Source organism: Duganella sp. CF517 (assembly GCF_900110275.1).
GTDB lineage: Bacteria > Pseudomonadota > Gammaproteobacteria > Burkholderiales > Burkholderiaceae_D > Rugamonas.
This window is the reverse complement of the sequence record NZ_FODC01000004.1, coordinates 751,609-766,376: the sequence shown is the minus strand read 5'-3', so window position 1 is coordinate 766,376 and position 14,768 is coordinate 751,609. Positions and strand designations below refer to the sequence as shown.

Here is a 14,768-nt window from a genome sequence, read left to right as displayed (position 1 = left end):
GAGATTGTAGCGTTACTTGGCGGCGGCCGGCGTGCCCGGCGCGCCCGGTGTTGCGTTCGCGTCGGCGGCGGCCGGCGGCATCTGGATGCCGCCCGACACCACGAACACGCTCAGGAACTTGACGTCGCGCCCGGCGCCGACGCCTTGCGACACCGGCAGGCGATCGCCCTCGCCGGCCGCCGCGCCCGCTGTTGACGCCTGGCCGCCGCCGGCATCGGAGACGGCGGTGTAAGTGAGGCCGCCGACGCTGAGCGATGGCAGCTCAGGCGTCACCCCGGTCATCATCCCCGCGTTGACCGCCTGCGCGGCGACCACCACCGGTATCGCCGAGGCTTGCACGGCGGGAGTCGGGGTTGGGGCCGGGGCCTCCACGACGGCCGGCGCGGGCGCCGGTGTCGGCGCAGGTGTCGGCGCCGGTGTCGGGGCCGGTGTCGGAGCTGGCGTTGGCGTCGGAGCCGGTGTCGGAGCTGGCGCCGGAGCTGGTGTTGGCGCTGGTGTTGGCGTCGGAGCTGGCATGGGCGTCGGTGCTGGCGTCGGTGCTGGCGTTGGTGTCGGTGCTGGCGTTGGCGCTGGCGTCGGCGTCGGAGCTGGCGTCGGCGCTGGCGTCGGCGTCGGAGCTGGCGTTGGCGTTGGCGTTGGCGCTGGCGTCGGAGCTGGCGTCGGCGTCGGAGCTGGCGTCGGCGTTGGCGTTGGCGTCGGCGTCGGCGTCGGAGCTGGCGTTGGCGTTGGCGTTGGCGTTGGCGCTGGCGCCGGAGCTGGCGTTGGCGTCGGCGTCGGCGTCGGCGTCGGCGTCGGCGTTGGAACCGGCGCCGCCAGAATATTTCCGCTCGTCGTGACATTGCCGGTGATGCTGTAATTCTGAGCATCGGCGCCCGCCAGCACCAATCCGCTCACATCGACGGCCACCGCAGTGCCGGCCGTTGCTTGCGCGAAGTGGGCCAACGCGGAGCCACCGTCGACGCTCACATCGTCCCCGGAAACCTTGCCGGCGACATTGCCCGCATGCGTCAAGCTAGCCGTCGTGGTCCCGTCCTCGATTTTATCGGCGATGCTCGTGCCACTCACCAGCAACGCCTTCTGCAGGATCGACGCGGTCAACCCCGACGGCGCGGCCAACTGATAATTCGACGCCAGGCCGGTGCCGTCGGCGAGCACGACCCCGCTCACAGCGACCGCCTTGCCCGTTCCCGCGTTACGGTCGGCGAACGCCCCGCTCTGTCCGGAAAAACCCAGCGTCTCGGCACCGACCAAGCCCTGCAAGGCGCCGCCGCTCAAGGCCGCGGTCGTATCGCCGTCATAGGTTTTATCGGCCGCGACCAGGCCCGCCAGCGTCAACGTCTTCGGCGTGATGACGGCCGCGTTGCGCGCGCCGGCCGCCGACAGCGACGGCAACGCGTAGTTGGCCGCCAGCCCCGCCGTGCCATCGGTCAGGGTCACGGCGCCGACATGGCTGGCGCCGCCCACGTTGGCGCTGTTGGCCGTCGCGCCGGTATAGCCCAAATCCTCGCCGGCGACCAGATTGCCCAGCGTCAGATGGCCGGCCAGGTCGGCCGTGCCGTCATACACCTTGGCCGCGCTCAGCGACACCGTGCGCTGGGTGATGCTGGCCGCCGCGCTGGCCGAGTTGCTCGCCAGCGTGTAGTTGCCCGCGTCCGCGCCGTTCAGGGCGATGTTGCTCACGTTGACGGTGTAGTTGCCGACGTCCTTGCTGCCGAACGCGCCGGTGCCGCTCAGCGTCACGCTGTCGCCGCCGACGACCCCGGCGGCCGTCACCGCCGCCGACGTCGAACCGTCGTAGACCTTGCTCACGGCCACCGGCGTCAAGGCCTTGGTGTTGATGGTGTAGCTGCCGGTGTTGAAATAGCCGACCGCGTAGGTGGTCGACCCGCCCGCCGCCACATAGCTGCCCGGGTTGGCGGCGCTGGCCGTCAGGCTGGCATAGGCGCCGGCGTTCTTGCTGGCGGTGGTGTAGGCCACGGATGGGCTCAGCGAGGCCACCGTGAAACCGCCGGGGCCACCCAGGGTGGTGAAGCTCAGCCCGGTCGCGACGTTGCTGCCGTCGTAGGTCTTGCTGCCGGCGCCATTCTGGATCACGTAGATCGGCGTGGTCGACATGCTCACCGCCTGGTAGGTGGCGTACAGATAGCTGTTGTTCGAGCCCGGGATGACCAGGGTGCCGCAGTTCGGATAAGGCGAGGCGCAGTCGGCCAGCTGCGGCGCCTGGGTGTAGGCCGACAGTTGCGGCGCGCCGTTGACGAACACCAGCCAGCTGGCCACGGACGGGCCCTGGAAGGCGACGCGCGCGCGGCTGCCGTAGGAGACCAGGCCGATGGCGCCCTGCTCGAGCACGCTGGCGGAATAGCCGGCCGTCGAGTTGACCGCGTTCAGCAGCATGACGCCGCCGCCCAGCGCGCTGCCAACGGTGGTGAGCGTGCCGGCGTTGCCCTCGAAGCCGACGCCGAAGGTCTTGACGCCGCCGGCGCTCTCGCCGGTGATGAACAGGTTGCCGGTCCCCGACAGGATGGTCGCGCCGGACTTGATATAGACGCCGCCCGTGGCGCCGGAATAACTGCCGTTGTTGGAACCGACCATCGACTTACCGTTGATGGTGATGTTGCCGCCGCGCGAGAGAATGGTCCTGTTCTGCTCGACCACCACCGCGCCCAGGCTGGCGCTCTGGTTGAGCGCGTAGCCAATGCCGTTGACGACCGCGCCGGCGGCGCCGCCGATCAGGAGCTGGCCGCCGTTGGTGTCGACGTTGGCGTTGAGGTTGACCCCGCCCCGGGTGGCGCCGGCGCCGTTGGCCGCGCTCAACGTCAAGTCGAGTGTGCCGGAGGTGGCGCCGATGTCGCTGTTGACGACGATATTGCGGTCGGCGCGCAAGGTCAGCGCCGCGTCGCCGCCGCCGGTCTTGCTGATCGGGCTGGCGACGGTGATGTCGCCGTTGCCCGCGGCCCCGGCGCCGTAGCTGGCGTTGCTCGACTGGGTGGTCACCGTCACGCTGGTGCCCAGGTTGAGCGCGTTGGTGATGTTGCCGGCCGACGTGGCGTTGATGGTGTAGTCGTACGGGTCGATCAGCCACTCGCCGCCGCGCCCGCGCGACGCGCCGGCGTTGACGGCCAGCGCGCGCGCGGCGGCCACCTCGGCCGCCGACGTCTCGATGAAGCCGCCGTCGCCGCCGGCGGGCGCGCTCGCGTCCAGGGAGCCGGCGATGTCGACCCGGCCGTTGTGCATATCGCCCAGCAGCACGATGCGGCCCTTCTCGCCGCTCGCCAGCGTGCGCGCCTGCACCAGCCCGGTGTTGTTGATCACCGTGCTCACCAGGTCGCCGGCCGCCTTCGCGGTCATCAAGACGGTGCCGCCGTCGGCGCGCACCGCACCGCTGTTGTCGATCAAGGCGTCGAGGGCGGCACGCGCGACCTGCAGCTTGACCGGCCCGCCCAGATCGATGCGCACGTCACTGCCGGCGCCCAGCAGCACGTCGCCGCGCTCGGCCGAGATCTGGCCCGCGTTGACGATCCTGGCCGCCACCAGCGCCACCGCGCCGCCGGCGGCCGCCTGGATATTGCCCTGGTTGATGACGGCGTTGCCGCTCGCGCCCTGCAGATGGTAGTTTCCGTTGATGAAATCCTGGTTGCTCAGACCCAGGGTCGACGCCATCAGGCCGCCGACGTTGACCTGCGCGGTCGGCGAGAACAGCACGCCGTTCGGGTTCAGCAAGAAGACCTGGCCATTGGACGTCAACGCGCCCTGGATGTGCGACACCTCGCTGCCCAGCACACGGTTGAGCGCCACCGCGCTGGCCGACGGCTGCACGAAGTTGACGGTCTTGCCCTGGCCGATGGAGAACGCATCCCAATCGATCGCCAGCTTGGCGCCCGCCTGGTTCACCGTCATCGTCGCGCCGTCGCGGGCAATGGCGCCCTGGCCGGCGACGACGACGCCGCCGACGGGCAGCTCTGCCGCCAGCGCGGCGGCAGCCGTCGCCAGGCCGACCAGCCCGGCCAGGCCAGCACGCGCGGCGCGGCGGCGTTTGGCCTTGCCATGGGCGCCGCCCAGTTCGGATCTCGCCTGCCACGCGCCGGCGCTGGCGTTCCATACGACTCTGAAAATTCGGTTCATGACGGTCCTCGCAAACGATGCAGTCCAAACCGGAACAGGCGTGGCACCGCGCGAACGGGACCGGCTCGGGACGATGTGAGCAGCGAATCGGGGGCTGCGGAAGGCGCCCCGGCGTGGGGCTGGCAGGTGCGCGTGGATTGAGCGGCACCGGAGGCCATACGGCGGCGTGGCCGTTGGATTGCCGTGGGGCAATTAGATTATTATGCAGTCGCCGCTATTTCGCCACCGATTGTTTTAAATCAGTACCGATCCGTTGGTTTTCCACGTCACCGCGCGGCGCCCGCCCCGGTGCGGCACGGAAATATATGGAATTTCTTTCCTGACAATATGATAATCTGCTCAACCATCAAGCCCGCCCCCGAGGAAAGAAAATGCCGGAACACCGCCCGTCCCCCCGCCCCATCGATGTCAAAGCCTACGCCCGCCTCGCCGGCTTGCTCTATCTGGTCATCATCGTCATCGGCGTGCTCGGCGAATCGGTCATCCGGGGCAAACTGGTCGTCTCCGGCGACCCGGAAGCGACCGCCCGCGGCATCCTCGCGGCCGAATGGCTGTGGCGCCTCGGCGTCGGCGGCCAGGACTTGCTGCTCTTGTGCGCCGTCGGCCTCACCCTGCTCTGGTACATCCTGCTGCGCCCCGTCAACCACCATTGGGCGCTGGCGGTGGCCTTCTTCGGGCTGGTCTCGCTGGCGGTCGAAAGCGTCGGCGCGCTGCACCTGCACGCGGTGCTCACGCCGCTATCGGGCTCGGCCTACTTGAAGGTGATCGACCCGCAGCAACTGCACCTGCTCGCCTACCAATCGATCGTCGCCCACGCCCACGCGTTTGGCCTGGCGTTGATCTTCTTCGGCGTCGAATGCCTGATCGTCGGCCACCTGATCCGCCAATCCGGCTATTTTCCGAAGGCCATCGGCTGGCTGATGCAACTGGCCGGCGCCTGCTACCTGGTCAACAGCTTCGCCATGATCCTGTACCCGCCGTTGCAGGACCTGCTGTTCCCCGCCATCTTGCTGCCGTGCTTCATCGGCGAGAGCGCGTTTTGCCTGTATCTGCTGATCAAGGGCGTCGATGTGGCGGCATGGCGGCAGCGGGCAGCGGGCGGATCGGCGGCCGTCTGATCCGGCCGCGCCCGGTTGCCGGTATGGCAGTTATGCCATGTTCATGGCATAATATTGGGCTGTGCCGCTCCGATGGTGAAATTGGTAGACACTGGAGACTTAAAATCTCCCGCCGCAAGGCGTGCCGGTTCGATTCCGGCTCGGAGCACCACCAACTCATCCGTATGCGTCCGGGAACATCCCGGATTTCCCCCGCGTCATAGGGGAATTTGAAATCGGCGTCCGCCGAAGGCTGATGAGGTCTGTTGACGGCCATCGCGTTTGGGGGCATTTTTGGGGGCATGACTGACACCCTCAAAAACTGCATACCCCCAAAATGTCAAATCCCACAGCGCCACTATGTGACATGCAGCTACGCAACGCCAAACCTCGAACCAAGCCCTACAAGCTGTTCGATGGCGGTGGACTTTACCTCGAGGTATTGCCCTCCGCTTCGAAATTTTGGCGCATGAAATTTCGTCAGGCGTCCGGCAAGGAAAGCCGCCTAAGGTTCGGGCCGTATCCTGAAGTTTCTCTAAGCGAGGCGCGCATGCGACGCGACGAAACACGCGCGCTGCGCAGGGGCGGCACAGACCCGGCTCAGGCACGTCGCAGTGAAAAGGCCACAAGACTATTGGCGGCGACACAAACGTTTCAAGTCGTCGCCCTGCTTTGGCTCGACAAGACCAAGGCTGAGCGCGCCGACAGCACGCGACGTAAAATTTTTAACTGGCTTCGCAATGATATTTTTCCCGTTATCGGTAACATGCCGATCACAGAGGTCCGACCTCGAGATGTGCTCGCCGCCCTGCGGGTCATCGAACGAAGAGGAGCGATCGAAACCGCGCACAACGCAAAGCGGGCCGTCGGACAGGTTTTTCGCTTTGGTGTTGCGAGCGACCTTTTTCAACGGGACGTGACCAGGGATCTGCGCGACGCACTCGCGTCCGTACCGGCGGGACGTTACGCGGCGATCACAGGGCCAGGTCCGCTGCGCGCCCTGCTTCGCGCGATCTACGATTACGACGGGCATCCTTCTCCGAGAGCCGCGCTTAAGATTTCACCCATGTTATTTCAGCGGCCGGGCATGATCCGCGCGATGGAATGGCAGGAACTCGACTTACAATGCAGGGAGTGGCGGATACCCGGTAAGAAGATGAAGATGCAAAATGATCACATCGTTCCGCTACCTAGTCAGGCGGTTGAAATCCTACGCCATCTGCGCCCCTTGACTGGCAAGGGAAAGTACGTTTTTCCCGGTATGCGCAGTCATGACCGCTGTATGAGCGAGAACACGATTAATGCAGCACTGCGCAGCATGGGCTTCAGTGCGGAGGTCATGACCGGTCATGGCTTTCGCGCTACCGCGCGCACGATCCTAGACGAGGTACTTGGCGAACGCGTCGACCTTATCGAGCACCAGTTGGCACCGCGTCAAAGATCCGAATGGACGGGCGTACAACCGGACTGCACACCTACCCGCTCGCCGGGAGATGATGCAGCGATGGGCGGCTTACCTCGACAATCTGAGAACAACGCACTCTGAGGATGACGGGCTGCCCCCAGACTCCAACTCGGAAGGCGCGAGTCTGCACAACAGGTAGCATAGGCTATCGCAACTGTGCGTAAGGTAATCAATGGCAGCTAATAGGGATTACAGAATCAACGTCTATTTTAACCGCAGGAACTGCAGCATTTAAGGGGACCATCATGCGCAAAATGCCGTTTATTGCAATTATCGTTGTGCTCTTGGGGTGTATTGTGGGCTACCTAGCTCTTGATCGCATTGAGAAAAATGCGTCACATGAAAAACAAAAAGCTTTCGATGCGGGCTTCTCCAAGTAGCAAGCGGCCAATTCCCGTCGCAGCCCATCGTCGGTCTCATGCGTAGACAGTATGGTCGTCTAGTGATCCCATGTGAATCGCCACGACCATCGTAGACACTCCTGAGCCATAATTTAGGCAAAGCAGAAATCATGAGTGGGAAGCGTTACACGGAAGAATTTAAGGTCGCTGCGGTCAAGCAGGTTCTTGAGCGCGGACACCCAGCAGCCGAGGTCGCTGAGCGACTTGGCGTCAGTATCCACAGCATCTATGCGTGGACGAAGCGGTATGGCGTGCCCGAAGTCGCACGCAAAGCCCATGACGCCCAGTCTGACGAGATGCGGCGACTGAAGGCCGAGTTGAAGCGCGTTACCGAGGAGCGCGACATCTTGAAAAAGGCCGCGGTGTACTTTGCCAAGACGTCCGGGTAAGGTACGCCTTCATTCAGGAAGTACAGGACGAATTTCCGGTGCGGCGCTTGTGCAAGATGATGGGAGTCATCCCAGCGGCTTCTATGCGTGGTGCGCTCAGCCAGAAAGCAAGCGGGCCAAGGAAGAGAAGCGCCTGCTCGGCCACATTAAGCAGTCATGGCTGGAAAGCGGCGCGGTCTACGGCTACCGCAAGGTAGCCGACGACCTGCGCGACTTGGGCGAGCGATGCGGCGTCAATCGCGTTCACCGCATCATGCGCTCGGCGGGGCTGCGCTCGCAGACCGGATACGGCAAGCGCAAATGGAAAGGCGGCGGCGCGCCGTCGGTGGTGGCACCGAATCATCTGCAGCGGCAATTTGACGTGCTTGAGCCAAACCGGGTCTGGGTGACGGACATAACCTACATTCGAACCCATGAAGGCTGGCTGTACCTGGCAGTTGTGCTCGACTTGTTTTCACGCCAGGTTGTAGGGTGGTCGATGAGTTCACGGATTAACACGGAGCTAGCGATAAATGCGCTGTTGATGGCGGTTTGGCGACGCAAACCCGCCGATCCTGTGATGGCTCATTCGGATCAGGGCTCGCAGTTCACCAGCAAGGACTGGCGCGATTTCTTGACGGCGCATCGGCTGGAGCCCAGCATGAGCCGGCGTGAAAACTGTCACGACAATGCAGTCGCTGAAAGCTTCTTCCAGCATCTGAAGCGCGAGCGCATCAAGCGCAAGACTTATGCAACCAGAGACGACGCCAGGCAGGACATCTTCGACTACATCGAGATGTTCTACAATCCGAAGCGCCGTCACGGATTTAATGACAGGCTTTCGCCAGCAGAGTTTGAGCGAAGGCATTTTGAACGACTCGCGGGTGTCTAGCAGACTCGTGGCGATTCAAATATTTAATTCCATTGTTGTAAGCCAGTTCATTTAGGAATTTTTGACGACGTTTTCCGTGGAATTGCATAACACCTACCCAATTAAAAGGCGCCACCCGTAAACCGGGCTTCGCGCAGCGGCATTCACTTCCAGAACTGTTCAATTATCTTTCGGCTTAAGGGGAGGTAATTGCTCAGTACTCCACTGCCAGATAGTTGCGCCATACTGCGAATCTGCGGAAACAGGCATAATCTCACCCTGTTTGAAATAACGAAGACTGTCGGCAATGGCAGGGGTGAACCAGTAGCCTGTTTGGGGACATGGTTCGCCGCCCTCGACACGCAGATTTTCACGCGTTGAGGTTGTCATATGCGGTTGCTTATCGAGCTTTCTGGCGTAGTCCACCAAGTCTTTTGGATACACGACGTGGTCGCGGAAACTGCGGTCATCCAGGTCCAAAAGAAACACTGCTGCTGCAGCTTCAATAGCCCAATAACCACAATAAGCGCCACCGCCCTCGCTAGTATCTAAATGGCTGTCGTGCCACGGTGCTTTCTTCATTGACTGGTACCAAGTCCTCAGATATTTTTCCACGTCTACAATACTTTCTTCTGGCGTGTCTCGATAAAAGCTGTTAATCAGGTCGCGATACGGCTTATCGTGGTACCACTCGTCGACTTCGTAACGGTCTTTGAGTTCATAGGCAAACAAGTCTTCATAGAGCGTATCTTTGGCCGCAAACGCACCATCGAGCATTGCGGCCAATCGTGGCAGCAAGTCACGGCGATGCAGCAAGTAGCATAGTCCAATGATTTGCATCGCGCGTTCGTAATCGTCGATTTCGGCAAAACGAAGAGGTGGGAAATTTGTGTCGTTTGAATATTCCCGTTCGTATTTTGTATTTAATTCGAAAGCTTCAATAACTTTTGTAAAATCATCGCACAAAGCATCTATCGATTCGCCACCGGTGTATTTCAGGAGAAAAAGATCAAATGTTTGATTCGCGACATCGATCGATGCCAATGCGCGACCAAATACTTCTGAGTCAGCGTTGGCGGGTATATGATCACGCCAGTGCAAAATTGTTTTTTCGATGAAATTCGTAAAAAAATTATAGTAATTTTCGTTTAAAAATTGTTGCCTTCGTTTTTCATGGAATTGCATGTTGTGTACCTAATTAGGTTTCGTCAAAATGGATAATATTTTTATGGCTCAAGCTGTAAACTCAATTTTGCGAGCTTGTGATTAACGGCTGATTTCACTTCTTGCTCATCGTGCCGATGCGTGGATGGAATATCGTGATCGGTATGTTTCTCGGGCTTTCCCGGTTCATTCTCAAGCAATGCCTTCTCATGTTCTGCGGCCGAAGGCAGATAGAACGGAGTATAGAAAAGATGACGCGAATACCCGGACTGTTTGATATCGACTTCAAGAACGCGGCCGACCGCCGAGAATAGATTCTTACCTATCCACCGATGACTCATCTGCACAAGCGGTTGCTCCGCCCCGCCACTCTTCGATGACAATGACACACCCGCACCTGGCGCATCCTGCTTCGGCTGCGCTTGCTTGGAGCCACCTGATGGCTTGCCGCCCCCCGTTCCGTCTTTTCCGCCTGCTGGCTTGCCGCCTGGTTTTCCACCTGGCTTCCCGGTGCCTGCAGATCCACGGCCCTCACTCGTATCCGGCTCCAACAATTCCTCAGACTTCGGCAGCGCCGCGTCCTTGATCCGCTTGGCATTGTCCAACAGCTTGCCTTTCACGCCCGGCTTACTGGAGGCGTTCTTTGGTACCTTTCCCACTATCGACGCCTTCGATTCCACAATCGCGTACGGCTTGCCGCCATTGTGCGGGTCGCCTGTTTGCACTTTCCATACACCATCAATTCCTGTCCCATGCGCTTTCAGCGCGAACAATGGATTGAGCCTGGTCGCTTCGTTGAGTTTGCCAGGAAAGGTCTTGCTTGGCTTTTCCTTCCATTCGCCTTGCGTCCCCAGGTCGTGCCGGCTCCAGCCCTTGCCCCAGCCATATTTTTCATACAGAAAATAATCGGTAATGTGCTCACCTACAATGCCGGTCAGGCTCTTGCTGACACCTTCGATGACGCTAGTGCCGATCGAGGCATTGACCGTATTGTTCGATGCGGTAAGCGTGGGTGCGTTGTGGCCGGCTTCGGCGACTTTGGGATCTTTCTTTTCCGGCTTCTTTTCCGCTGGATTGACCTTGCTTTGCGGGCCGAAGGCTTGCGCCGCGTTGTTGCGCTGCTTGGTCTTCCAGTGGGCCAACTTGAGCGTGACGAGCATCACCATGGCCGGCAACTGGGCGCGCACCGTGCTCATGCAGGTGCTCAAAGCGAGCCGTCCCTCGGCGGGCAGGTCGTCGTAAAGCCACGAACCTTCGATCGCGCTCTGAACTGTGCCCAACTGGTTTTTTAGGCCGGCCGCATCGAACAATTTGTCGAGCAAAAATTCCGGACTGGTGTGGATGCCGACTTTGTCGCAGACCATGCGCAGCACGTCGAACAGAATCGGCGCAAAGCGCTCGGGATGCTTGTTGACGATACGGATCGTTTTCTTGACGCCGCCGCCCGCGCCTGGTATCCAACCCACCAGCGCCAGGACCAAGTCGAATTTGGCTTCCATCTGGTCTTCCGCCGATGTGCTGTTGTGGAGTGTCAACAGGCATGTGATGGTGTCGTAGATATTGATCGCCTGGCCCAGGAAGGGGACGAGTCCGGTGGCTATGGCGACGCTGATCTCTTCGATGGCACTGGTGATGGCCGCGCTGTCGGTCTGTGTCTCACCCGCTTGAGGTGCGGTGGTCGCAGGTACGTCGCTCATTGGATATCCCTTCCAGCCATGCTGTACAGCAGCGACTCGACATGGTCTGGATCGGCGGAGTGGCCATGTTTTTTCAAGTCGTTTTGCACGTTTTCCAAGGTGGTCTTTCCGGCGTCTTTGGCGCTGTCTGGTGTGAACGGTTTAGGGTCCTCGCCGAAATAGACCTTGACCGCGCCCTGCGGAATGTTTTCCAGGCGGGCGTGGCCCTTGGCGTCCAGTTTGCCGACACGTGCGGTGCCGTCAGCGAATTCGGCACGATACGCGCCGCCTGCAACTGGCGTCAAGTCCGGCCAGTGATGGTTGAATTCGATGAAGTTGTTGATCTGGCCAATCTTCGGCAACGGTGGCAGAACGGGAGCGGAGGATGCAGGTCCAGCCAGTTCCTTCATGCTGGCCTTGAACGTCATCGTCCCTGGCCCGTGGATCATGATGTCGCCGCCTTCGAGCTTGATGTAGGCGCCTTGTGAGGTCAGCAGCACATGCTCCTTGGCCGCGATGGACACGCTCTTGGTGATGCTCGTCACCGTGATCGCCTTGTCGGCCGTAATGCGCGTTTCGTCCGACTGGCTTTGGCTGGACACCTTGCCGCTGGCCGCGTGCAGCGTGATGCCCGTTTCCTGGTTCGGCTTGTCCTTGCTGTCGGCCTTGCCATATGTGAACAGGCCGATGCCGCCCTTGACCGCATACAGGCTGTTGCCTTGGGCGGCAAAGTTGATGTCCTGGCCGGCCGTGATGCTGCTGGTGTTGCCTGCACTTATGATCGCGTCGGCCGGCGTGGTCGCCGCGATGCCAGCAGGGCTCGACAACTGCAGATGCGGCTCGGCGTAGGCCGTTACCGTGCCAGCGCCGCTGGCACCGTCGCCGCCGGCCTCGTTGGCGTCCGTCGCTTCGATGACGGTGACGCAGTGCGCCATCTGCGCGATCGATGGCAACTTCTCGGGCGCTGGCTCGGCTTGGCCCTTGTCATCCTTGAGCATGGCATTGTGCTTTTGCGCCGTTGTCGCAAGCGCCGTCTGCAATTGCAGGCTTTGGTCGATCTGCGCCTGTGCCTCACGCGAGTCGAGTTGGTTACCGCTGGCATTGATCCGCGCGTCGGTCGACAGCAGAAGGCCGGAACCGGCTCGAATGGCGGCGCCGTGCTCCGTCTTGAGCTCGGCGCCGAATCCCACGGGGTTGAGGCGCTGGTTATCGGTGTGGTGACGCAAATGGCCCATGTTCAATTCGGCCGTGCCCTGATGACGATTGGCGTGGCGCTGCAGCGCCACGCGCGACTGTCCGGCCGTGTCATCAAATACCAGTTGGCTGTACGCGCCGCTGCCGTTTTGGCTGGTGTTCATCGCCTGCGTCTTGAAACCCGACAGTACGGCTTGATGCGCATGCGCGCCGGCCACGCCCGGGAACCATGCTGGTGCATTGCCGGTCGAAACGCCCGCGCCCTGTGCCACCTGATTGTTCTGGGCGTCGTCCTGGCCTCTGCCGTTGTACAGGCTGCCAATGACCACGGGGCGGTCGATGTCGCCGTCAAGGAAATCGATCAGTACTTCACTGCCGATGCGTGGCACGGCGACCGAGCCCCAGTTGGCGCCCGCGACCGGCGCCATCGGCGTGGCTATGCGCACCCATGTGCCTGACTGCTCGTTTGCCGGCGCACCTGCGTGGCCGTCGGGCGATGGATGGTTCAGGCGGCTGTGGCTCAGGTCGTTCTCGCCCGCGCCGCGCTGCCAATGAAACTGCACCTTGATGCGATGATCGCGGTCGGTGTAGGTGGCCTCGCCGGCCGGTCCGACCACGATTGCGGTCTGCTGCCCGCGGACAGTGGGACGGGGATTCAGAAGTTGGCCATGCCCATCCTGCCCGCTGCTGCGATAGGGTGTCTTGCTGCCGATGGCGTCGATACGGTTGCGGTAGACGGGACGTTCGCCCTTCTCCGCGCCCACTGCATGCAGACTATGGTTGCGCTCTTTCTGGATAAGGGCATCGAGTACGCTCTGACCCATTCGTTTGGTGATTTCTGTTTTCGCCTCGGTACTCAGGTTATTGTGGGCGAGGTGCACCACGCGCACGATGACAAAGGTACGCGCGTCGTCGTCGCCGGTGGCACTGGCGGCGTCGAGCTGCGCTTGCCCATTTAGTGTGAAGGTCGTGCCGGCTGAGAGCGTGCGCACGGTACCTGCACCGATGTGCGTTTCACGCATCGCGTCCAGTGCCTGCATCTGGTTGTCGGCGATGCGCTGGCCCTGCTTCCTCGACTCGTAAGCATATGCGCCGGGCGTGTCGCGGCTGACCTGCGGATTACCACCGTCACCATTGACACTGACCGAACTCACCGGTCGCGATCCAGTCGTGCGGTAGTCCCAGCTCGACAACTCGATGGCGTTCGTTTGCTGGCGCGCGCTGGTGCGCCAGCGGTCAATGCTGTCCTCTTTCATTACCGCGCCAGGTTGCGTGAAATTGATCGTGGCCTGAGCATTTTGTTTGAAACTCCCATTATGGTCGGCGATGACCATTGTGTGGGAGCCAAGGGTGGCGCTTTCAGCATTGCCAGTGTGCTCGAAATAGTAAAACAAGCCCTCTTCGCGCATCAGGCGTTCGGCGAACGCCATATTACTTTCCTGATACTGGCAGGTCAGCGATCTGATCGGATACACATCTTTGTCAAGTATGTCGTAGCGCCACGCCGGCACCAAGGGCCCCACGTTCTGCCAACCACCGAAGATCGCATCGAGGATATCGAATACAGTTTTGTCCTGGAATATTCGGCTATCGCGCCCATGAGCCAGGAACGCGTACCAAGGCCCAATGGTGAACACGTAGCGCGCGAAACCGCCGTCAGCACCGGCCCGTTCAGCCGAAGTGATATGGCCATGAAATGGGCGTTTATCATCGCGACTCGTGGCCGTGAGCAGTTCAAGCAGAACCGGCTGCCCGTGCAACGATTTAAGAGGAATTCCCGCGTCGGTCGAGAGCGCAGTGACCTTGAATTCATAGCACTCGCTGAGTCCTTCTTCGCCACGGAAGCATTCGGCGAGAAGCATGTCGCGGCCAATCGGCGTGCTGAACGTAAGCACGCGTGTATCTTGAGTGAAGCTGTTGAGCAGCGCTGACATAGGGGTACATGCTCCTGCGATGCCAATCGATCGCATCTTGATATTGGGGTCGAAAAAGTCCAAGCCCTTATTAGACCACACAAATGTTATCTTTTAATTACGATTAGGCGATCCAATTTGCTTGGTGTCAGAAGTATTGGCTATTGCGCCAACTTAACTAGAGTTGGTGGCATTTCGCCCTTCGAATCGGCGCTGCACAACGGCGCGAAAAACTGATCACAATTGGTGCATTTCCGATGACAAGTTTCACGCTTTTGAAGTAAGCGGTCACGCGGCGGCGGAAGAAGTTACACAGCGGAGCCTATGGCTGGTGGTAACACTGCGCAATAAGGACCATGCAAATTAATAAGCCAAATGCCCGCAAATCAAGTCATTCGGAGATAGCGTTTGTCACGCTCACGGCAAAGCCGCTGCCGATTGGAATGCTCGCCATGGAGCCGCCATCCTCCCCGCCTCATAGCGGAAATTTCTCATTG

Annotated in this window: 7 protein-coding genes, 1 tRNA gene and 1 pseudogene; 5 read left to right on the top strand and 4 right to left on the bottom strand. The window is 61.0% G+C overall.

The window, feature by feature from the left end; genetic code table 11:
* Positions 1-12: 12 nt before the first annotated feature.
* Positions 13-4,122, bottom strand: a complete 4,110-nt coding sequence (locus BMX85_RS19290) for a YDG domain-containing protein (protein ID WP_090321986.1) — start codon at positions 4,120-4,122, stop codon at positions 13-15.
* Between the two features lie 371 nt (positions 4,123-4,493).
* Here BMX85_RS19290 and BMX85_RS19285 point away from each other — a divergent pair, with 371 nt between their 5' ends.
* The 5 genes and pseudogenes from BMX85_RS19285 (at position 4,494) to BMX85_RS19270 (ending at position 8,345) form a co-directional block, all read left to right on the top strand.
* Complete coding sequence (locus tag BMX85_RS19285) at positions 4,494-5,240, top strand: DUF4386 domain-containing protein (protein ID WP_090321982.1); 747 nt, start codon at positions 4,494-4,496, stop codon at positions 5,238-5,240.
* Between the two features lie 66 nt (positions 5,241-5,306).
* A tRNA-Leu gene (locus BMX85_RS19280) sits at positions 5,307-5,391 on the top strand.
* Positions 5,392-5,586: 195 nt separating this feature from the next.
* Positions 5,587-6,765, top strand: a complete 1,179-nt coding sequence (locus BMX85_RS19275) for a tyrosine-type recombinase/integrase (protein ID WP_307173828.1) — start codon at positions 5,587-5,589, stop codon at positions 6,763-6,765.
* Between the two features lie 164 nt (positions 6,766-6,929).
* Positions 6,930-7,064: a hypothetical protein gene (locus BMX85_RS31315; protein WP_255372391.1), complete on the top strand. Its 135-nt coding sequence runs from the start codon at positions 6,930-6,932 to the stop codon at positions 7,062-7,064.
* Positions 7,065-7,195: 131 nt separating this feature from the next.
* Positions 7,196-8,345: pseudogene (locus BMX85_RS19270) on the top strand (IS3 family transposase).
* A 159-nt stretch (positions 8,346-8,504) separates the two neighbouring features.
* On the opposite strand, the gene BMX85_RS19265 reads toward BMX85_RS19270, so the two are convergent.
* From BMX85_RS19265 to BMX85_RS19255, 3 genes are read right to left on the bottom strand one after another with little or no spacing between them, the layout of a single operon-like run.
* Positions 8,505-9,509 (bottom strand): PoNe immunity protein domain-containing protein, encoded by a 1,005-nt coding sequence (locus BMX85_RS19265; RefSeq protein WP_090321977.1) that lies wholly within the window; start codon positions 9,507-9,509, stop codon positions 8,505-8,507.
* A gap of 41 nt (positions 9,510-9,550) precedes the next feature.
* On the bottom strand, positions 9,551-11,185 hold the full coding sequence (locus BMX85_RS19260; RefSeq protein WP_090321972.1) for a hypothetical protein: 1,635 nt from the start codon (positions 11,183-11,185) through the stop codon (positions 9,551-9,553).
* Positions 11,182-14,292, bottom strand: a complete 3,111-nt coding sequence (locus BMX85_RS19255; RefSeq protein ID WP_090321967.1) for a type VI secretion system Vgr family protein — start codon at positions 14,290-14,292, stop codon at positions 11,182-11,184. Before BMX85_RS19255 ends, BMX85_RS19260 begins: the two co-directional genes overlap by 4 nt.
* Positions 14,293-14,768: the final 476 nt, after the last annotated feature.